We start from the raw sequence: 19,932 nt of genomic DNA, 5'->3' as shown, positions 1-19,932 counted from the left end.
GCGCAGCGATCGTCGGTCACTACTTGGCTGACAAAAGTCCAACAGCACCCCGTATCGGGTCGATTGTGGCACTTGCGACTGACTGCAATGGCGCAAAAAGTACAAAAAGGGGACGGGTTTATTATCTTAAATATAAATCTGGCCCCTTTCGATTGATCCTTACTATTTCTGCACACTAAATGACAGTAGCCATTTCCATCAAGCGTGTCATTACATCCTCGCTTACATGAAGGGGTAACGGGTAGCGCTTGTAAATTTTACGCTCTATTGGGAAGTTGCCAGGGACCATCCTTTTGTACAGTATTTTTGCTGAGGAGTTACTGAGTTGTGGGGTTTCCATCGTTTTATAAACAAGGCTTTCACGACCTTCTGAAAGTTGTGGTGGGTGCATCAGATAGGAACTGAAGTTGTTTTGAAGTTGTTCGTAATTTTCGTATAACTTGAACCATCCCACATGACGGAGTCCATCGTCGCGCTTGACCGTAATCAGTGGGAATGTATTTGCGCTAAAATATCTTGAGAAAATTTGCTCGTCCACAACTGGAATGCCATTAATGGGGAAGCCAGAATGGATTTTGTTACTGTTCAATACTACTGGAAGAATTTGATATTGGATGCTTGAGTCATAGTTCCAGCCAAAGGCATCAAAAAGTTCTTGGATGTTGCTTTCGAAGAAAATAGATTTTCTTCTCGCTTGGTCGGCAGCCCCTTTTAGAGTGTCATAAGTGCGAAAATAGGAGATGGATGAGTCTGTAGTGACAATTGACTTAGCCTCGCCAATTACGATTACGCTGCCAAGGTTTAAAATTAAATCAATCTCCTCTTCAGCACCTGATTTAAGTTTTAATCGCTTTGAAAATGCTGAAATAGAATGAGGCAGAAATTTATTAGAGCGCAAATCTTCATTTATTTCACTCAAAGAGATCTCTTCGTAATGCGTACCTTTAACTGTGAGTTTCACAGCAAGTTCAGCAAGCCAATGTTCAACAACTCGAACTAGAATAGGGGTTGATAAGGCACTGGTTAAAAAAATCAATTTGTCGCGTGAGACTTCCAGAATCGGATGGCTCCATAGATCTCTGGTATGATCGTTAAGAATGATGAAATCTAATATTAGCTTGGCTTTGGGGTGTTTAATTCCCGAGGCTTTGATGATGGCCAGTAGCAAGTCCTGCTTCCTGGCTTTGGAGCTGAATTCTGTCAGCTTTTTGTGATTGTATACACTGTCATCTGCAGGGTATTTACTTTCGAACTGTTTGGATAACAATATAAGAAGTCTAAAAACATCCAAAGCCTCCTTGATTGAGAAACCGGCAGGTAATCGGGCCTCGATGAGGCTGTTTGGGAAGCTGTCAGCGAGACTTAGTATCTCGCTTTGAATTTTCGAGTTGAAAAACCTAATATCATCGGACGCATGCTTCAATGAAGAGGCATTGAGCGTTTTTTTCTTTCCTGAGCCCACTGGTACAATGTACGAATCATGGTCATTAAGTTTAATTATCATGGGATCGTTGTGAAGCATTATAGACTGCATGGCGAGTCTATTTTTGCGCACGCTTGTTAGCTCGTAAGATACCTCCCTATCAGTGGGTAGCTGGCGGATCTCATAAACATTACTGCTTTTACCGCATAGAGCGAACTCGTAATCACCCCATAAAAGAGCTTTCCAGTACTGATCGTACATTCCGTATAATTGAGAAAGGTCGGCTTCCATTTTAACGAAGTCCAGCACGGAAATAGGATTTTTTCCAGGTGAAATCATTGGATTGTTTTTGAGTGCTTTGAAGCTTTCCAGAATGGCGAGCTCAAACCCATCAACAGCACCGTGAGCAATTTCTTCTAAAGATATCTCGATCCCAAATCGATTAGCTTTGCTTGAAACACTGTGAATACTTTGCCCGGTCCTTGGACCTGTTTTCTGTATTCTTTTTAGTACTGATACATCTCGATTGGAAATTGCACTAAGCAGTTCAAGGTGCATGGATTGAGATATTGCAGGAGCCTCGTCGTTGTAAAGGGAGCCGAGCTTCGTTCTAATTTCGCTGAATATCACATGAAAAATTTCACCTCCCTCAAACAAATGTTGATCTTCAGCGCTATGAGTCTTTTCGTTTTCCCACGCCTTTTGCCATGACGCCATTGTGAACTTTCGTTCAGTAGGGCCAAGAATTGTTTTAGCTCTGACTTTTTCTTTGAAACTCTGCAATTTGACTTCTCTAGTTATTGAGTTGTAGATTTATAATTGTTTAAGAACAAATTACGTAATCGTAGATCATGCGGTTTTTTATACAGAATCGGGTGGCTGCCATGACCTTTTACTGCTTGCCGACCACTCTAGCAGAATGCCACCATATCAGCAGGCACTGGAGAGTGGCTCTCGCTCCTTTGAGATTCATATCAGGAAAACGACAAGGCGAGGGTGGTGGCGAGAAGGGAGTGGGACGATGCTTTTGAGTCATCTGTTTTGAGGGGAAATGAGTCGACCCTAGATTCGTAGACGTTTTCGAATGTCCGCTTCTGGCCGACAGCAGCCCTTCGTGACTATCGACCCATAGCGGTCCTTCGTGGAGGGCTGCTCTCGGCCTTTTTTGTTTCGCCGGCAGTCACCAAACGGATTCGCGCAGCAGATGTCGAGTCGGTATAGAAAGAAAAAAGGGGATGGATAAAAGCGTGGATAGATTGGAAAAAATTATTAAACAACTATCGGTTGAAAATCCTATAAATAAGTTTGAGTGGAAAGTACCCGAAAATTGCCCGTTTTACATCCCAGACGATATCGTCGATCAATATTCAAGGAATGTGTATCTTAAAGAAAATTGTAGCCATGCAATCCTGAGCGATAAAAGCCTTGATAATCACTATTGGTTGATTCAGATATGGGGCGGAATTGGTTCTTTTAAACAGCATGAGAAAAATAACAAACGAATATTAAAATTCTTGACCGAGGTTGAAGGTGAGAGACTCACGAAATTCAACTTTGATTGTATTTCTTCGCTTTCTAAGGTGGCGTCATTTATACATCCTGACAGATTTGCAATCTATGATTCGCGTGCAATATATACGTTAAATTGGTTGCTGTTTAACCACACTGAAAAGCCAGAGCTTTTTCCTCAGCCCGCTGGTCGTGGTGGTGAAATTGCCAAATATGATATACAAACTATATTTAGGTTAAGCAAGCGTGACGTAACTTATCGGTCATATATAAATGCTTATCACGATTATTGTAAATTGCTAGTTCAATTGGCAAAATCGGTCTTTGGAGAAAGCGGTAAGCTATACATGGTGGAGATGCTGTTGTTTATGATTGCGCCAACCAAAATCGTGCAGCAGATAGAGTCATGTGTTTCACTTAAAGTTGAAATAGTCTAAATAAAGCAGGTATGGTCTGTGTAAATGTTTTTTGCGGGGCGACGTGCATTGGAGCTTTGTCGATTTCGGAAACAATTCAGAAGTAAGGTGATAGATGTGTCTCTTTTTTACTAAAAATTGACACAAGAAAGGTGGCAGATTTATTTAAATAAGTACGTCTGTCACCTCTTTTGGTCTAGATGCTTAAAGTTAGTTTGATTTGTTGTTTTCGGATATTTTTTTTGTAATACAATTGATGTCTTCTTCTATCGAACGAGCACAAATAGTTCCGATTTTTTTCGCATTACTCTTCGTAATAAATGAGTGTTGCACTTCTTCGGGCTTGGAAAGAATGATTACGTCGGAATTTTCAATGTTTGAGCGAAGCTTCTGCTTGCACAGAATGGCGAGCTGACATGAATCATATTCCGCTTTTTCGTGAATTATCAATATGTCAATATCATTAAATTTCATGCTTCCATTAAAGTAAGAACCAAATCCGTAAACTCTTAATACTTCGTTAGAGATTGGTTTCAATTGTTGAGGTTTTCCCTTTCGTATTGCGTTAGGTATTCCCAGTGTTTGGGCTGATTTAACGCAGCCATCAATCCGCGAATATCGAAAAGTCCAACTTTTATCTCTTGGCAATGAAGTTTTGCTTCCATGGAGTAACCACACCAGTTGGAATTTATCACTATAATATCTAACTGGCCTAGGTTTTGGACTGATTCGTAGTATTCGGCTAAGCCATAGCTGTAGCATTCGCAAATAAAAGTTCTTAATTTCTGCCCGTTTTTTAGTGTGATGTCGTAAAGTCCACCGTTGACTTTGCTGACTGCTGAAACCTTGCTATGTGAATGCATTCTATCTTCGAAGAATTGGTATTCGCGGGAGTGACTCATCCAAGGAAAATCTTTGTTTTTAGCCGCCATATTCAGCCCTCCATGATTAAATTTTCAAACTCTATTGGAAAACGTAGTACAGCTTGATATGGAACTTCATCATTCACCCATTTTTCGTAGCTCGTTGCATGCGACAGGAATTGGCTAATAATGTGCTGGTTTGATCTGTGGAATAGTTTTCTATGCTTATTAATAAGTTTAGTAACTACTCTGTTGTTGGGAACGATGGTTGTTAGTCGCTCAGAAAGCCATAGTGCGTAAAGCTTTTCGTTATTCGGACTTTTTTGGGCGTTTTCTGAAAGTGGTCCATATTGAAGCCATGCTTGGCGATTTTCTGCCAAACAAATAGAAATCTCAGTTTTTAGATCCTCAATGTTAGTAATGTTCACTGAGGTTAATCGGCTTGAGATGCAGGCTTCATGAAGGATTTTCATTTCCAAAAGCATTTCAACAGAATATTTTTCTTCGTTTTCTGCTTTGTCTATCAACGTATGGTGGTTCGGACACAATAAGATCAGATTTTCGTAGCCATCTCTCTGCATATCAGTTTGATGCTCATCATACCGATTTGAACCTGTGTTTTTGCCCTTGATATGGGCCATCTCTCCGAGTGTATGAGGAGCTGAACTAGCTGCTTGCTCTACTGTTAGCCGTTCATCACAATCAGTAAAGGAACATCGGCCGGCTGCATTTGACCATAATAATTTTATTGATTTTTCCGTTATTGCCATGTTGCTGATAGCTCCAGTTTTTTGATCGCTTTGTTTGGTTTCATGGACTTAAGAAAACATGGGGGCTGATCTTTAGGTGGGATGAGTTGTGTTCATAGCTCGATAGCCTACCTATGGGTTGGCAGAGTGCCACCAAGCTTACGACAGTGGAAGAGGGCGTGACCAAATTTGAACATTGGCTAGTGTGGTCGTTCCTGCGCATGCGTTTGGGTGGACTTACATCGATGTATTGACGCTATTGACAATGTTACTCGGTTTCCGGGAGGCAGAAAAAACCGCAGTAATGCGGTTTTTTTTCGGCCAAATGCAGTCACTGGTCCTAAGGCACATCAAACCCACGCTGCTCAATCACCCGGAACACATCGCTCACATCCTGAACCAGAATCCGGGCGATGTTGGTGACGGTGTTGATGTCGTGTTCGGCGTAGTCGGGGAGGCTGGTGCAGGCCATGAGGTTGAGGTATTTGAGGACGGCGTTGAGGCGTTCGCTGACGCAGTTGTGGAGTTCGCGCAGTGGAGCGTCGTAGTCGATGAGCAGGACGGGGTATTCGGTGGCGAGTTGGGACATGGGGGTGAAGCGGCGGGGCGGAGTATTTGTGGACATAAGGATGAGCTCTTCAATGGATTATGAAGCGCCACCTTTCTGCTGCGAAACAAATGGGTGGCAGCTATGTGCGGGTTCGCAGACCGGGAGAAGAACCAAAAGAACCGGCAGACCCGAAGGTCTCCCACACACAGCCGCCATAAAACGTTACGGTGGCGAAGTTTGCCACAGTTGTCATTTAGCGGTGTGTCGTCTTCTTCAGGGCTGCGAAACCCTATCGCTAACTGCGGTCAGCGACGGGTCGAATATAGGCATCGTTTTTACCGCCTGCAAACGGCCGTGTAGGACGCAAAACCGGGTTTCCCGCTTGTGTCCCAGGCAGCATCCAACTGAATAGCAGACGTGAAATCACTACGTGTTTAGTGTCACCAGAGCCGTCCGCGCCGGGATTACGGCGGAAGCGCAGGCGTACGCAGGCTTCGCTGGTTGTTACGGGATTTGGTGTTGTTTAAGCGCTTTGTAGGGAGTGGGGTGCGGTCTTCGGGTGAGGGGGGTTAGGTCCTTCGGTGTAGAGGGTTGTTTCCTACGCGAAATTCGGACGTCGGGATCAAGAGATCGCAGCCTCGTTTCACTCGACAGCTCCTACAGAGGGCTTGTGGTTGGGGGGACAACAAAGCTCAGGTTGTCTGGGCTTTGTTGTTTGGAATCACGCGCAGTTTCCAGATCTTTAGCGCAAACGCTCCGACGTCATTGCCCAGCCTGCGGCGCATGCGGGTTGTGTTCGGTGTGTTTCGGTCCCGCGACTGCCCACGCGATCACCCCAAACAGTGGCACAAACACGATCATCACGATCCATAACAGTTTGTTGCTCGACTTGCCCTGGGCTTTGCGCACCCGGTTGATCGCCCACAACTCGATCAGCAACAGAACGGCTGTCAGTACGATCCAGATTGTTTCGATTTGCATGGGTCACCCTCCAGATAGTGTTTCGTTAGGCGGGTGGTGGTCGGCAGGGTTCATTAAATTTCGGGAGACGAGACGTTGCTCGCGGTGGCTGGCTGTCAGGCAAATGGATATTGGCTGTCAGTGCGTCATCACGAGCAGGCTCGCTCCCACAGGTTTACAGGCCAGCGCTTGTCGTCAGTGAGAGAACAACTGCCGGTCTCGTTCTTTCTGTGAACCCTGGACGTAGTAATCCTCAAACCAGGCGGGCTGGCCGGTGATGGCGGTGGGTTTGCGCAGCGTCATGGGTGGCGGGTGTCCGGCAACGCCTCCAGCGGCCGGTTCGAAGGCTTTTTTCATGTCGGTGCGAAAGTGCAGGTGATCGAACACCAGCAGCGCTTCAATGGCGTAGGCCAGCGCAATTCGGCGATCTTCGATCAGGATCAGGTGGTCGCCGTTGTGTTCTTCACCGGCAACGGAGAGGTTCGAGGAGCCGGTGAAGACTTTGGCGCTGGGCAGGTTGAAGTCGGTGACCACGAATTTGTTGTGCACGGAGACGCCGCTGCCGCCTGCCCATTCGCTGCGGAAGGGTTCCGGTGCGTTCTTGGCCAAGTATTCGAAATCGACTTCAGCCGAGGTGCCATCGGGCTTGGTCACGTTCATGCCCGAGGGTTTGTCGCTGACGCCATAGCTGAAGATCGGCCGTTTATAGAGGCGGGTGATTGAATCGAATGTGGGGCCCGAAACGATTTGGTTGAGGAAGGCGATGTTGAACAGCACCGAACTCGTGGCTTGGTCGATTGCGCCGCCTAACGGGCCAAGTGAGAGGTTTGCGCTTTCGTGGGGTGAAAAACAGAAGTGCAGGCGCGGGCCTTGGGTTTCGATGACGTGCCATTTCTTGGCCAGGTCGCTGGCGGCGAAGTGGTCCGGGTCTGCGAAAGAGGCGTCGAAGACTTGACCGAATAGCGCGGCCACCGCCGGTTCAGAGAACAGCAGCGCATTGTTGTTTTTGGACGTAGCAGCCGCGAAAGCTGAAGTTGGTGGAACCGCACAGGACTTTGTAGGGCACGCCATTGCGACGGGCGATGAGCACTTTATGGTGTTGCAGCCCTTTGAAATGAGTGCGGTGGACGTTGGCCGCGCCAGCGGATGCGGCCAGGCGGATGGCGGCTCTTGTCTCGCAGCTGGTAGGTGCGTGGTGATCGCCCGCGTCGTCGATGATGATTCGCAGACGACTGCCGAGTTTTTCGAATGAACCGACAATGTCGGGCTCGTTGAGGTCATAGGCGAGCACATCGAGCGTGGTGGTCTTGTCCTCAAGGACTTCGTTGAGCAAGCCGAAGATCATGTCGACGGCTTCAAAACCCAGCCACTCATAGATTGCCGGGTCGGTTTTCTTGTGGTCGAGACTGTCTTCGGTCTTCGATGGAATCAGGCTCTTCCCGTATTCATTGACGTTCATGCCTTTGGGCACGCGATCAACAAACGCCTGGGAAGAGGTGAAGCCGCGGGTAAAGCCGATATCGACGATGCCTTCGTAGCTGACGGGGTCCAAATCAATCGTCAGTTCAATGGACGTGCCGGCAACCAGTTGGCCGTCTGCGGGCATGTGCATCAGGGTGCCCCGGTAGACGAACGTGCCGTGCCCGGATTCGTGGGGAAAGTGAATCCAGCGAAATTTCTGGAACGGTGCGGTGAGCGACGAGAACTTGCGCGCGCCGCTGACGGCTTCTGCGGTGGGTTTGTCGTACTCGAAGGCGATGCGATTGGGCAGGGGGGTGAAGTCCGCGGCGCCGGGGAATTTGCACTCAATGGCAAACCCGACGAAGGTTGCGGCGGGGGCTTCGACGTCGAAGCCGATCAGGCAGGTGCGCTCGCCGCGCCAAAGTTTCATGGTGAATCCGTCGATCGTCCTTGCGATGAAATCAGTCATGGTAAGTACTCGAGTGTGTGACGCGAGGTTATCTGGCCTGATTCAGCGTAGAGCAAGTCGGCGATGGCTTCGTGACATTTGTATGGCGAGGAGGGCAGAGCACGTCGTGGTCTGCCCTCGGCGTCTAGCGGTTTACATACTGTTGGCGAGTTTTCCTGTCGATAGGCGACGCTTGTACGCGCTGTCGCGGTTGGCCAGCCAGTAGTAGAGCGGTGAGGTGATCAGCAGGCCGACTATCCACGACAAGTCTGCGCCGTTGATGTGTTCGGAAATAGGCCCGACATACAGCGGCGTGTTCATGAACGGTATCTGCACGATGATGCCAATCGCGTAGGCCAACAGTGCCTGCGGGTTGTACCGGCCGTAGATCCCGCCGTCGACCTTGAAGATCGAACCAATATCGTACTGACCTTTGTGAATCGCATAGAAGTCGATCAGGTTGATCGCGGTCCACGGCACCAGCACTACGAGCAGCACCAGCACCATGTCGACGAAGTGGCCGATGAAGTTGGCGGAGGCGCCGACGGCGGCGAAGCAGCACGCGGCGAGGACGATGACCGAGAGCACGGCACGGCTTTTGGCGGTGGGGATCCAGCGGTAGGCGAAGGTTTGCACCAGGGTGATCAGCGACAGCACGGCGCCGTAGAGGTTGAGGGCGTTGTGGCTGATGACGCTGAGCAGGAACAGCACGAGCATCAGCGGGCCGATGGAGCCGGTGGCGAGTTTGACGGCATCCATGGTGTCCATGCCGACCGGCGTGGCGAGGACGGCGACGGCGCCGAAGATGAACGAGAGACTGGAGCCGAGCACGGTGCCCAGGTAGGTGGTCCAGAACGTGGCGGCGACGGGGACGTTGGCGGGCAGGTAGCGCGAGTAGTCGGAGACGTACGGCGCGAAGGCGATTTGCCAGAGCGCGGCGAGCGACACGGTGGCGAGCCAGCCGGACAGGTTGAAGCTGCCGCGAGTGAGGAAGTCGGCGGTTTGTACGTGGGTGAAGATGTAGCCGAAGCCGAGCACGATACCGGCGCCGAGCACCCAGGTGCCGATGCGGTTGAGCACGTGGATGAAGCGGTAGCCGATGATGCCGATGATGCCGGAACCGAGGGCGCCGATGACGATGCCGACCGGCACCGGCACGCTGTCGACCACGCCGTGCAGGGACTTGCCGGCGAGGACGATGTTGGAGGCGAAGAAACCGATGTACATGACGCCGGCAATCAGTACCACCAGCAACGCGCCGAGGGAGCCGAACTGGGCACGGCTCTGGATCATTTGCGGGATGCCCATCTGCGGGCCTTGCGCCGAGTGCAGCGCCATCAGCACGCCGCCAACCAGGTGGCCGACGAGGATGGCGACGATGCCCCACACCAGGTTCAGGTGGAACATTTGCACGCCGAGGGCGCCGGTGACGATGGGCAGCGGCGCGATGTTGCCGCCGAACCAGAGGGTGAACAGGTCACGGGTTTTGCCGTGACGATCTTCGGGCGGCACGTAGCCGATGGTGTGTTTTTCAATGAGCGGGGCGGAGGTTGTTGCAGCGGTAACCATGACGAACTCCAAGGCAATGTGAGTACGTGGACGTACTTCGGTGAGCGCCGCACGAGGGCTGCGCTTTTCTTGTTGGAGTTGATGATGGGCGGTGGGCGGGGAGAGATAAATTAGTAAGATTGTGGGTATAGACGTTAAAAAATGTATGTCGGTTGGTCGCTGGAAATCTGTGGGCGTACAGGGGATCGGGATCGTCAAAGCATCGCGCAACCTGTAGCAGCTGGCGAAACCTGCGTTCGGCTGCGAAGCAGTCGTAAACCCTGCGCACGCGGTCTTTCCGGATGCACCGAGTCGTCAAGTTTTGCGACTGCTGCGCAGCCGGACGCAGGCTTCGCCAGCTGCTACAAGGGGATCGTTGTGAATGCAAAATTGTGGGAGCGGGCTTGCTCGCGAAAGCGGTGGGTCAGCTGCATTGATATTGGCTGACACGGCCTCTTCGCGAGCAAGCCCGCTCCCACAGGGGGGGGTGTATGTGGAATTGCGATTCAGCTGATCGATTGCAGCATCCGTTGCAGCATCGCATCGCACGCGGTGAGTTGTTGGAGGCTGACGAATTCGTCGGGTTTGTGGCCTTGGTCCATGCTGCCGGGGCCGCAGACGACGGTGGGGATGCCTGCTGCGTCGAACAGGCCGCCCTCGGTGCCGAACGCCACGGTGCCGAACTCCCTGGAACCGGAAAAAGCGGCGATCAACTCAGCAGCTTCACTGTGCGCATCCGTCACTAGACCGGGGTACGCCGACAACTCGCTGAAGCGGATCTCACTCTGCTCACTCACGGCACGCATGCGCGGGAGAACCTGTTGCTCGGCATAGACCTTCAATTCCTGCACCACATCATTGGGATCAAACGAGGGCAGGGCACGGATTTCGAAGTCGAAGCGGCAATCGGCGGGGACGATGTTCAACGCCTTGCCACCCGAAATCACCCCGGTTTGCACCGTGCTGAACGGCGGATCGAACCGCGCATCGTGAAGCTTCGGCGCCTTCAGTCGCTGACCAATCCGCCCCAGTTCACCGATCAATTCAGCGGCGTATTCAATCGCGTTGACCCCCAGCGGCGCGTACGCCGAATGACAGGCTTGCCCGTGAACATCGCAACGCATCGCCAGTTTGCCTTTATGCCCGAGCACCGGTTTCAGCTCGGTCGGTTCGCCAATGATGCACAGCATCGGTTTGACCGGACGCTGTTCCAGTTCCGCCAGCAGCGAACGCACGCCCAGGCAGCCGACTTCTTCATCATAAGACAGCGCGATGTGCACCGGCATGCGCAGCGTGGCCTTCACCAGCGACGGCACCAAGGCCAGCACGCAGGCGATGTAGCCTTTCATGTCCGCCGTGCCGCGACCGTAGAGTTTGCCGTCGCGCTCGGTGAGTTCGAACGGCGCAACGGTCCACGGCTGACCGTCGACGGGGACCACATCGGTGTGCCCCGACAGCACGATGCCCGGCACATCCACCGGGCCAATCGTGGCGAACAGATTCGCTTTGCTGCGTTGCTCGTTGTAGACCAGTTCGCACGGCACATCGAAGCCCGCGAGGTAGTCGCGGACGAACTCGATCAGGTGCAGGTTGGACTCGCGGCTGGTGGTGTCGAACGCCACCAGCGTTTGCAAAAACTCGCGGCTGTGGCTCATCGGTCGTCTCCGGCGACGCCGTAGCCAGGGGATTTGTCCGGGGCGAGGGCGCGGTCGATGTAGTCCTGAACCTGTGGGCGATAGGCGTCCCACAATTTCTCGAGCTCACCGATAGGGTTTTCGTCGGCCCAGTCGACCCGCAGGTTGATGATTGGCCAGGTCAATTCACCCACGACGATCATCGCCGCCGAATGCACTGGCCCGGCTTCACCGCCGGCGGCAATCGCGGCTTTCATCGCGGCGAGCAAGCGGTCGGCCAGTTGACCTTCGCCGTGCTCGAACGCTTCGACCATCGCCTCGATCACCGAGCGCTCCGCGAGCATGTTGCCGGCCGCCACACAGTGTTCGCCGGACACGGCGTTGTGGTTACCCAGGGTTTGTGCGCCGCTGAAATGCGCGGTGCGGCCGAGGTGGTCGATGGCGGTGATTTGCCGGTATTGGCTGTAGCCGTTGCGGGTCAGGACTTTGTCCAGCGCCTCGGCCGGTGCGAGGCCTTGTTCCATCAGGGCGAGGGTTTCGGGGCCGAGTGAGGGCAGGGTGATGTTTTGCGTCGAGACCGCGCCGACACCCGGCAGCAGCCACGGGCAACGGGCGCCGACGGCGATGCTGGAGGAACTGATCGCGATGCCGAACTGACCGGTTTCGGGGCAACGGGCGGCGATGGAGAAGGTCATGGTTTTGCTCCTTGGTTTGCCTTGGCAAAGTGGTCGTCTGGGCGGGCCTCTTCGCGAGCAAGCCCGCTCCCACATTTGATCTCCTGTGGACACAAAATTTGTGTACGACACAAATCGAGTGTGGGAGCGGGCTTGCTCGCGAAGGCCGCGACTCGGTCTACTTCCTTACTCAGGAATCACCGCAATCACATCAATCTCCATCAACCACTGCGGCTGCCCCAGCGCCGACACCACCAACCCGGTCGAAATCGGAAACACACCCTTCAGCCACTTGCCCACTTCCTGATAAACCGGCTCGCGATACCGGGGGTCAATCAGGTAAGTCGTGGTTTTGACGATGTGACTCAGGTCACTCCCAGCCTCTTCCAGCAACTGTTTAACATTGCGCATCGCCTGCTCGGCCTGCGCACGCGGGTCGCCCAGCCCCACCAGTTTGCCTTCGAAATCGGTGCCAACCTGGCCGCGAACATAAACGGTATTACCGGCCCGCACGGCTTGGCACAAATCATTGTCCAGGCTCTGGTTCGGGTAGGTTTCCTTGGTGTTGAACATGCGAATACGGGTGTGGGTTGGCGTGGCCATGTGAAGCTCCTGAAAAAGTCTTAAGCGCTGACAGTGGTTTTGTGGGCGACCGGCATGGCTTCAGCCTGACGCTGCGCCGCAACGTGGTAGTCGAGGTACGAACGCTGGATGGCGATGTGATCAGCCACATATTTCGCGTCGTGCCAAACGCCCCAGATGAACGACGATCCACGACGCGACTGCCACGGCAAACCGAGGAAATACACACCGGGCTCGCTCGACACGCCACGCTGATGCTGCGGCTTGCCGTTATCGTCGAACGCACCCACCTTCAGCCAGCTGTAATCGGTGGCAAAACCGGTGGCCCAGATGATCGAAGTCACGCCGGCCTTGACCAGGTCGAGCTCAAGAATCGGATGGGTCACGCACGCTGGATCAGGGAAGGTAATACGCGCTTCAGGTTCTTCCGGCAGGTCCAGGCCGTTGCGTTCGATGTAAGCGTCGGCGGCGTTGAGCAGGGCCAGGTAGTTCTCATCACCGCGTGCCAGGTTCTCGGCCAGGTTCGGCTGGAACGTCGCCATGGCGCCATTGAACGATTGGGTCAGGCCGACCAGGGTCATGCCGCGATGGGCAAGGCCACGGAAGTCGACGGTCTTGCCGCCATGGGCACCGCTGACCGCGATGGTCACGTGTTCCCGACCGGGTTTCATCGCCGCCTGATCCCACTCGCCGAGCACGCCCAGCCACCAGCAGAAATCCCGGTTGCGATAAGCGCGAGGCGGGCGGTCGTGGGCGCCGACCGAGAGGTAAACCTGCTTGCCCGAGCGCTGCAATTCATCGGCGATCTGCACCCCCGACGAACCGGCGCCGACCACCAGCACAGCGCCTTCCGGCAGTTGCTCGGGATTGCGGTACTCCGCCGAGTGGATCTGAATGAACGGCTGATCTTTAGGTGCGATCGGCGGGATAACCGGTTTCTGGAACGGCCCGGTGGCCGCCACCACGCGGTTGGCCTCGATTACGCCGTCGGAGGTTTCAATGGTGAAGCCTGGGCGGCCGACATTGCGTGTGACGCTCAGCACGTCCACGCCGGTGCGCACCGGGGCGTTGAATTTCTTTGCGTAGGCTTCGAAGTAATCGGCGACACGTTCTTTCGGGGCGAAGCCGTCGGGGCTCAGGTCATCGAATTCCATGCCCGGAAAACGGTCGTGCCACGCCGGACCATTGGCCACCAGCGAATCCCAACGCCCGGTGCGCCAGCGCTCGGCAATGCGGTTGCGCTCCAGCACCAGGTGCGGCACGCCGAGTTTGCTCAGGTGTTCACTCATGGCCACGCCAGCCTGACCGGCGCCAACGATCAGCGTGTCTGTTTTTGTTTTTTCTGTGATCATCTCTTTACCCTTCGAAGTGGGATTCAGGTCGCTAATGGCCTGCCATCTCTTGGGGTCAAGACTAGGGATCACCCTGGTATCGGTAAAATATTATTAAGCTGGCATTTGAGTATAAATAACTGAGGCAGAGCGCCCGAACCCGCCTGGGCAGCGGGTTTTGCGGGAGGCGTGTCGAATGGCTAGTGCGCTTTCCAGTGTCCGCCGCCCGATTCGCAGTCAATCTTTGCCTGGCTCAAGTGTTCGGCGCTGTAGTAGTACGTCGTGACCTGGGCGTTGTCGGGGATGTTCAGCGAGGTGCTGTTTTTGTCTTTGCTGGTGGAGTGCGGGTTAGCCAGGGATTCCTGGCTCAGCGTGGCGATGCACGTGGCCTGGTAGTGGTCGTCGCACTGCTCGACCTTTTTCTTGGTGCTGGTCAGCATGTCTTTGCTTTCGTTGCTGCACGACCAGTCGATGGCGTTGACCGGCATGCCGTCGTACTCATAGCAGCTATGGGATTCAACCACCGGCACGGAAGGGCTTTGGGAGCGGGTCTGGACGTCACAGCTTTCAGCCATGGTCAGCGCAGGGCTCAGGCAAACGATCAGAAGCAGAAGTCGGGTGTTCATCGGGATTTCCTCTCCAATGGCGCCTGACTTCGTCGAAGTTTGGCGCTATAGGATTTCGAAAACGCGATGGGCCGCAGGGTTCAATTCGATTTTTGATCCGCTGCAGCCATCAGGCCAGGGCCTTAGTGCATCTTGCTGTGATCCATCGTGCCGAGTGCCCGCGCTTCGGCTTGCACTTCGATGGTTTCCTGCTCGCCCTTGGCGTTTTTCACGGTCAGGGTCAGCGGGACTTTATCGCCTTCCTTCACCTGAGCGGTCAGGTCAATCAGCATCACGTGGTAGCCGTGGGGATCGAAGGTCACAGGCTTGCCGGCCGGCAGCGCGACAGACTCGACCATGCCCATTTTCATCACATCGTCTTTCATGCTCATTTGGTGAATCTGTACCGTTTTTGCCACCGGCGACCGAACGCTCAGCAGGGTGCTGTCGCTGTCGGCTTGCACGGTCATGAAGGCGCCGGTGGACGGTTGGCCGGCAACGGTCGCTCGGACCCAGGCGTCGTGGACTTCGGTTTGCGCCGAGGCCTGGAACGCCAGGCCAATCAGCGACAGGCCCAAGGCCAGTTGTTTGATGCGTTTGAAGGATGTTGCAGTCATTAGCAGACCTCCATGACGGTGAGCAGGTCTTCTGCGCACTCTTGGGCGGTAAGGGACGCGGACAGGCCCAGGCGCAAGTTGCCCCGGGAGTCGAAGACGTAACTGGTCGCGGTGTGGGAGAGGGTGTAGCTGTCGCCGTTCGGGACTTTTTCGAAGAACACGCCGAACTCCTTGGCGGTGGCGGCGGTTTCTTCCAGCGTGCCGTGCAGTGCCTCGAACGTCGGGTCGAAGGATTTGACGTATGTGTCGAGCATTTGCGGCGTGTCGCGTTCAGGGTCGAGGGTGATGAAAATCACCTGGAGCTTTTCGCCATCGCGGCCCATCAGTTTTTTCGCCTGGGCGGCGCGGGCCAGGGTGGTCGGGCACACGGCCGGGCATTGGGTGAAACCGAAGAAAATCATCGGCATCATCCCGCGATAGCTGGTCAGCATCCGGGTTTCGCCATCGACGTCCTTGAGCTTGAAGGTGCGGCCCATGATCTTGTCGCTGAGGTCCTTGCCGTACTTGAACGACAGCTTGCTGCTGTCATCACAACCGGCCAGCAGGCCGAGGCTCAACAGGCTCATGCCGCGCAGGACAGTGCGACGGGTATACAACGTACTCATGGGGGAAAATCCTGTGTAGCGACGTGAAATCTTGGGCGGCTGATGAATCAGACGAAAAAAGCGCGTGGATATTAACAAACTGTAGCGGTCTGCTGGTCATTGTCGGACCGGCGCGGGTGGCAGCACAGAGCCAGAACCAGCAAAAAACTACAGATCAGACGCGATCCCTGTAGCAGCTGACGAGCAGCGCGAGGCTGCGTTCGGCGACGAAGTCGTCGTAAACCCTGAGTACGCGGTGTACCTGATTCACCGCATTGTCTGATTTCACGACGACTTCGCCGCCGAACGCAGCCTCGCGCTGCTCGTCAGCTGCTACAGGGACGGCGTTGAAGTCTGGTGTCGCGGTGGTGCGGACACATTGCAGATACATAAGTGCGGTTTCATGGGGCTGCCCACCACCACAAAGAGACCATTGCCATGTACCGCAAACTGCAACAAGCCGCCCGATTCCTCAGCCAGGGCGCACGTTTGATGGTCGGCGTCCCCGACTACGACAACTACGTCGCCCTGATGGCGCTCAAATACCCGGACCAGCCCGTCTTGAGCCATTCGATGTTTCTGCGTGAGCGCCAGGAAGCCCGCTACGGCGGCAAGCAATGCACCACGCGTTGCTGCTGAACGCCTGCGTGATCGCCGCGTTCAGCACAATCTCCTCGCCGTTGCGTTACGGCTGCTAAGCTTCGACCTTGCAGCGTCCGAGCCTTCCCCTGCGGGGGCGTTGTAGAGGGTCAAGGAGTACGACTTCAGTATCAATTCCACCTCAAAAGAGGTGGCGAGCGATTGTCGGTAACCTGCACGGAGGCAGGCAATGGTGATCAAGCACGTTGGCAATTCGAGTGCCGAGGGTGTTCCCGAGCCGCTGGATCGTGAAGAAATGCAGCGGGTGTTGGCACAACTGTTGGCCAGCCCGGTGTTTGCCAAGTCCAGGCGGATGGGCGACCTGTTGCGCTTCCTGGTCGATCATGACCTTCAACATCCGAACATTGCACTGACCGAGCACGCCATCGGCCTGGCGGTGTTTCACCGTGATCCGGCGATCTACTGCACCGGCGACGATCCGGTGGTGCGCGTGCAGGTGGGGCGATTGCGCCGCAAACTCGCGGCGCATTACGCCAGCAGCGGTCAGCAAGACCCTGTACACCTGAGTATTCCGGCCGGATGTTATCGCCTCGCCTGTCAACGGCTGCGGCCCAAAACAATCGCGACGCGCCACCCGGTGTTGCAGATTCAGCCGTTCACCTGCATTACTCGCGACGGCGACGACTTTGCCCGGGGCTTGTGTGAAGAGTTGAGCTGCAGGCTGTTCGAATCGTTCGAGCAGACGCAAAACCGTGGCAACCACGTATTGATGAAGGTGCCGCGCAGCAGCGTCAAAGCCTCGGACCTGGTGCGGGCCGGGCGCGGCCATTATTCGCTGGAGGGCAGTGTGCGGGTTGAGTCGACCCGGGTTCGGGCTTCTGTGCGCCTGATTGATGTCGCGCAGGGGCGGATTCGCTGGTCAGAACAGTTTGATCGCAATCGACCTTACGGCATCGCCACCCAGGAAGATCTGGCGGAGTCGATCTGCCGTTCATTGACCGGGTATTTCGCCCGTGGTGGCAGTGACGCCTGAGTAGAGGGGGCAACCGCAAGGTTGCCCCGGATGCAGGTTTTACACGACGGTCCAGCTGCCTCCGGAGTAGAGGCGGGCGGCATTGTTGTCGAACGTCAGGTCGATTTCGACGGATTGAGAGCGCGAGGTGCTGAACATGGTGCTGGTCTGCACGTTCTGTTCGAACCATACCAATATGGTTTCGACCGGGTTCAGCGCCGTGGAGCCGAGGACCACTGGGTTGGAGGCCACATAGATCGGCGTGCTGACCTGCTTGCCATCGATGCCGGTGGACAATTGGCTGACGCCAGGGTGGATGTTGCCGTAATTGTTGATCAGAGTGATCGCCGTGTCAGGGCCGCCGGTCGTCGCCGGGCCCATCAACCCCGAATTGTCGAGTATTGACTGTTGACCCAGACCAATCGTGACGATGTTGGTCGAGACTTCCACTTGCACGTTGGCCTGGAACGTATTGGAACCGAACAGCTGATACTGCGGGGTCCAGCTGAAGGTGTTGTTGCTCAGGTATTGAACATAGGACTGCCAGACCACGTTGAAGGCTTCGTTACCGACCTTCTTGGCGAAACACAACTTGTAGCCTGATTGCTTCAGCGTGGTCAGGTCGCCGGCGGCAATCTGGATTTTGACCGACTTTTGAGTCGCCGCCAGCGTCGACATCAGGACCTTGCTGTAGTCAGTGCTTTTCAAGGCCGTGGGCGCGGCCAGCAGCGATTTGACGGCGGCCTGCACGTTGTCATGAAGTGTTTGTTGCTGCTCGCTTACTGCAATGGATTTGCTCATGGTTTCCCTATTCCTTGGTGTGGTGTGTCGGGCAATCAATGGCTCATTGGCACATTGACGGCTTCACTCTAGGCGGGCGGAGCGGGGCGGCGAAGTGTCTTGGCGTTACAGTCAGAGGGCGCATCAACCCGGTTTCAGCCCGGCAGGTAACAGCGTGTGTAACGGCGGAGTATCAAACGATGCAACAGCGGGGCGGCCCTTCGACCGCCCCGCCGTGGCCTCAGTGCGCCGCCGCACTCACCGGTGCGTCAGCAAAGGTGAAGTTCCAGCTGGTGCGTTTACCCTTGGCGACCTCGATCAGCTTGTTCTCGAACACCGTCTGACTGACCTCGCCGATATAGGTCATTTTTCGGCGGGCATTGTCGCCGGTCACTTCACCTGGCTTGCCGCCGGACTCGACCATGGCCTTTTTCAGATCGGCTTCCGATGGGACGCTGCTTTGATTCTTTTCAACAATGACGAAATACATGGTGTCACCTCTTCCGTGATGGGGGGATCGGCGGGCAGCCGGGCGGAAAACCCGAGCCGGCACACCGAAGGCACTACTTTATTGGCCGGCCAGGCCCCGCAGAAGTGACAACACGGTCGCTAAGGTAACAGCGTGGAGATCGCCGGAATCAGCCACGTATCAATGGCGTATCACGGCGCAATGAAAGCGCGTATCGCCTGAATGGTCGCTGTCGGCGCTTCCTCCATCAGCCAGTGCCCGGCGCCCGGGATCACCACTTCGGTGACGTTGTCCGCGGCGTTGCGCATCACGATGGCTTCATTGGCCCCAAAGGATTTTTCACCGCCGATGGCCAGCACCGGCATGGTCAGCCGTGTCTTCATTGACGCTTCGTTGTCCACGGCGTCCTGACGAATGCTGCGGAATTGCGCGAAGGCCGCGTGCATCACGCCGGGACGGGCATAGAGCTTGGCGTAATGCTGGCGGGTGGCTTCATCGACTTTGCTGCGGTCGCCCGCAAACTCGTTCCAGAAGCGGTCCAGGTAGATGCGTTCACGACCCGCCACCAGGCGCTCGGCGTCCGGTCCGCCGAAGTCGAAATGCCAGAGCATCGGCGAACGGACGATGTCGTTCCAGGGCGGAATGCCGGGCACCGGCGCATCCATCACCACCAGGCGATCGGTCAGTTGCGGATAACGCGAGGCGTAGGCGAAGGCGACCATGGTGCCGATGTCGTGGCCGATGACCACCGAGTGCTCGATGCCCAGCGCGGCCAATACGCCACGGACGTCGCCGGCCTGGGTCTTCTTGTCATAGCCGCTCTGCGGGATCGCCGACAGACCCAGCCCGCGCAAGTCCGGCACCACGACGGTGTGGTCCTTGGCCAGGTCCGCCGCCAGGGGCGCCCACATATCGCCGGTGTCGCCGAAACCATGCAGCATCACCACGGCTGGCCCCTTGCCGCCGACGCGCACATGGATCTTTACGCCTTCGACGCTGATGTCCTGCGTATGAAAAGCGGCGGGGAACGGCGTAACCCCGGCCAGTGCCGGGAGACTGAATGCAAGCAATAACGAAGCGGTCAGCAAGGTGCGCAGCATAGTGGTCTCTCCCAAGT

At 55.1% G+C, this 19,932-nt stretch carries 22 protein-coding genes; 3 read left to right on the top strand and 19 right to left on the bottom strand.

The window, feature by feature from the left end; all coding sequences use genetic code 11:
* Positions 1-175 precede the first annotated feature (175 nt).
* The gene (locus tag BK660_RS27985) at positions 176-2,206 is read right to left on the bottom strand and encodes a hypothetical protein (RefSeq protein ID WP_148057470.1); all 2,031 of its coding nucleotides are present in this window, start codon (positions 2,204-2,206) and stop codon (positions 176-178) included.
* Between the two features lie 464 nt (positions 2,207-2,670).
* Between BK660_RS27985 and BK660_RS33195 the strand changes: the two genes are divergently transcribed.
* Positions 2,671-3,369, top strand: coding sequence for a hypothetical protein (locus BK660_RS33195; protein ID WP_259698542.1), 699 nt, complete (start codon positions 2,671-2,673; stop codon positions 3,367-3,369).
* A 512-nt stretch (positions 3,370-3,881) separates the two neighbouring features.
* On the opposite strand, the gene BK660_RS27970 is transcribed toward BK660_RS33195, so the two are convergent.
* The 15 genes from BK660_RS27970 to BK660_RS27895 all read right to left on the bottom strand — a co-directional run bounded on the left by BK660_RS27970 (position 3,882) and on the right by BK660_RS27895 (position 16,345).
* Complete coding sequence (locus tag BK660_RS27970) at positions 3,882-4,280, bottom strand: hypothetical protein (RefSeq protein WP_123436069.1); 399 nt, start codon at positions 4,278-4,280, stop codon at positions 3,882-3,884.
* A 2-nt stretch (positions 4,281-4,282) separates the two neighbouring features.
* On the bottom strand, positions 4,283-4,981 hold the full coding sequence (locus tag BK660_RS27965) for an HNH endonuclease (RefSeq protein ID WP_123436068.1): 699 nt from the start codon (positions 4,979-4,981) through the stop codon (positions 4,283-4,285).
* Between the two features lie 319 nt (positions 4,982-5,300).
* Positions 5,301-5,585: a fructose-bisphosphate aldolase gene (locus tag BK660_RS27960; RefSeq protein ID WP_123436067.1), complete on the bottom strand. Its 285-nt coding sequence runs from the start codon at positions 5,583-5,585 to the stop codon at positions 5,301-5,303.
* Between the two features lie 687 nt (positions 5,586-6,272).
* On the bottom strand, positions 6,273-6,491 hold the full coding sequence (locus BK660_RS27955; RefSeq protein WP_123436066.1) for a PLD nuclease N-terminal domain-containing protein: 219 nt from the start codon (positions 6,489-6,491) through the stop codon (positions 6,273-6,275).
* Between the two features lie 174 nt (positions 6,492-6,665).
* Positions 6,666-7,442 (bottom strand): phospholipase D-like domain-containing protein, encoded by a 777-nt coding sequence (locus BK660_RS27950; RefSeq protein WP_123436065.1) that lies wholly within the window; start codon positions 7,440-7,442, stop codon positions 6,666-6,668.
* Between the two features lie 7 nt (positions 7,443-7,449).
* Positions 7,450-8,361 carry a phospholipase D-like domain-containing protein gene (locus BK660_RS27945; protein WP_148057469.1) on the bottom strand — a complete coding sequence of 304 codons (912 nt, stop codon included), beginning with the start codon at positions 8,359-8,361 and terminating at the stop codon, positions 7,450-7,452.
* Between the two features lie 171 nt (positions 8,362-8,532).
* Positions 8,533-9,948 carry a purine-cytosine permease family protein gene (locus BK660_RS27940; protein ID WP_123436063.1) on the bottom strand — a complete coding sequence of 472 codons (1,416 nt, stop codon included), beginning with the start codon at positions 9,946-9,948 and terminating at the stop codon, positions 8,533-8,535.
* 485 nt (positions 9,949-10,433) lie between these two features.
* Positions 10,434-11,582 (bottom strand): acetylornithine deacetylase, encoded by a 1,149-nt coding sequence (gene argE / locus BK660_RS27930; protein ID WP_123436061.1) that lies wholly within the window; start codon positions 11,580-11,582, stop codon positions 10,434-10,436.
* Positions 11,579-12,256, bottom strand: coding sequence for a DUF1028 domain-containing protein (locus BK660_RS27925; protein WP_123436060.1), 678 nt, complete (start codon positions 12,254-12,256; stop codon positions 11,579-11,581). The genes argE and BK660_RS27925 overlap by 4 nt, the downstream gene beginning before the upstream one ends.
* A 165-nt stretch (positions 12,257-12,421) precedes the next feature.
* Positions 12,422-12,838, bottom strand: a complete 417-nt coding sequence (locus BK660_RS27920; RefSeq protein ID WP_027925290.1) for a RidA family protein — start codon at positions 12,836-12,838, stop codon at positions 12,422-12,424.
* Positions 12,839-12,858: 20 nt separating this feature from the next.
* The gene (locus BK660_RS27915; RefSeq protein WP_404942961.1) at positions 12,859-14,205 is read right to left on the bottom strand and encodes a flavin-containing monooxygenase; all 1,347 of its coding nucleotides are present in this window, start codon (positions 14,203-14,205) and stop codon (positions 12,859-12,861) included.
* Between the two features lie 143 nt (positions 14,206-14,348).
* Positions 14,349-14,774 carry a hypothetical protein gene (locus tag BK660_RS27910; protein WP_123436058.1) on the bottom strand — a complete coding sequence of 142 codons (426 nt, stop codon included), beginning with the start codon at positions 14,772-14,774 and terminating at the stop codon, positions 14,349-14,351.
* A 122-nt stretch (positions 14,775-14,896) separates the two neighbouring features.
* Positions 14,897-15,370: a copper chaperone PCu(A)C gene (locus BK660_RS27905; RefSeq protein WP_123436057.1), complete on the bottom strand. Its 474-nt coding sequence runs from the start codon at positions 15,368-15,370 to the stop codon at positions 14,897-14,899.
* Positions 15,370-15,975 (bottom strand): SCO family protein, encoded by a 606-nt coding sequence (locus tag BK660_RS27900; protein WP_123436056.1) that lies wholly within the window; start codon positions 15,973-15,975, stop codon positions 15,370-15,372. The genes BK660_RS27905 and BK660_RS27900 overlap by 1 nt, the downstream gene beginning before the upstream one ends.
* 154 nt (positions 15,976-16,129) lie before the next feature.
* The gene (locus BK660_RS27895) at positions 16,130-16,345 is read right to left on the bottom strand and encodes a hypothetical protein (RefSeq protein WP_123436055.1); all 216 of its coding nucleotides are present in this window, start codon (positions 16,343-16,345) and stop codon (positions 16,130-16,132) included.
* Positions 16,346-16,392: 47 nt separating this feature from the next.
* Between BK660_RS27895 and BK660_RS27890 the strand changes: the two genes are divergently transcribed.
* Entirely contained in the window at positions 16,393-16,593 is a 201-nt protein-coding gene (locus BK660_RS27890) for a YbdD/YjiX family protein (protein ID WP_123436054.1), read from the top strand.
* 190 nt (positions 16,594-16,783) lie between these two features.
* Complete coding sequence (locus tag BK660_RS27885) at positions 16,784-17,587, top strand: hypothetical protein (RefSeq protein WP_123436053.1); 804 nt, start codon at positions 16,784-16,786, stop codon at positions 17,585-17,587.
* A 39-nt stretch (positions 17,588-17,626) separates the two neighbouring features.
* Here the strand turns inward: BK660_RS27885 and BK660_RS27880 are convergent, their stop codons facing one another.
* The 3 genes from BK660_RS27880 to BK660_RS27870 form a co-directional block, all read right to left on the bottom strand.
* Entirely contained in the window at positions 17,627-18,367 is a 741-nt protein-coding gene (locus BK660_RS27880; RefSeq protein WP_123436052.1) for a hypothetical protein, read from the bottom strand.
* Positions 18,368-18,587: 220 nt separating this feature from the next.
* A complete protein-coding gene (locus BK660_RS27875) occupies positions 18,588-18,836 on the bottom strand; it encodes a hypothetical protein (protein WP_123436051.1) in 249 nt (82 codons plus the stop codon).
* Between the two features lie 170 nt (positions 18,837-19,006).
* Complete coding sequence (locus BK660_RS27870) at positions 19,007-19,915, bottom strand: alpha/beta fold hydrolase (RefSeq protein ID WP_123436050.1); 909 nt, start codon at positions 19,913-19,915, stop codon at positions 19,007-19,009.
* Positions 19,916-19,932 lie beyond the last annotated feature (17 nt).

It is taken from the genome of Pseudomonas brassicacearum (assembly GCF_003732265.1).
GTDB classification, from domain to species: Bacteria; Pseudomonadota; Gammaproteobacteria; order Pseudomonadales; family Pseudomonadaceae; genus Aquipseudomonas; species Aquipseudomonas brassicacearum_D.
This window is presented reverse-complemented; position numbering and strand designations above follow the sequence as displayed.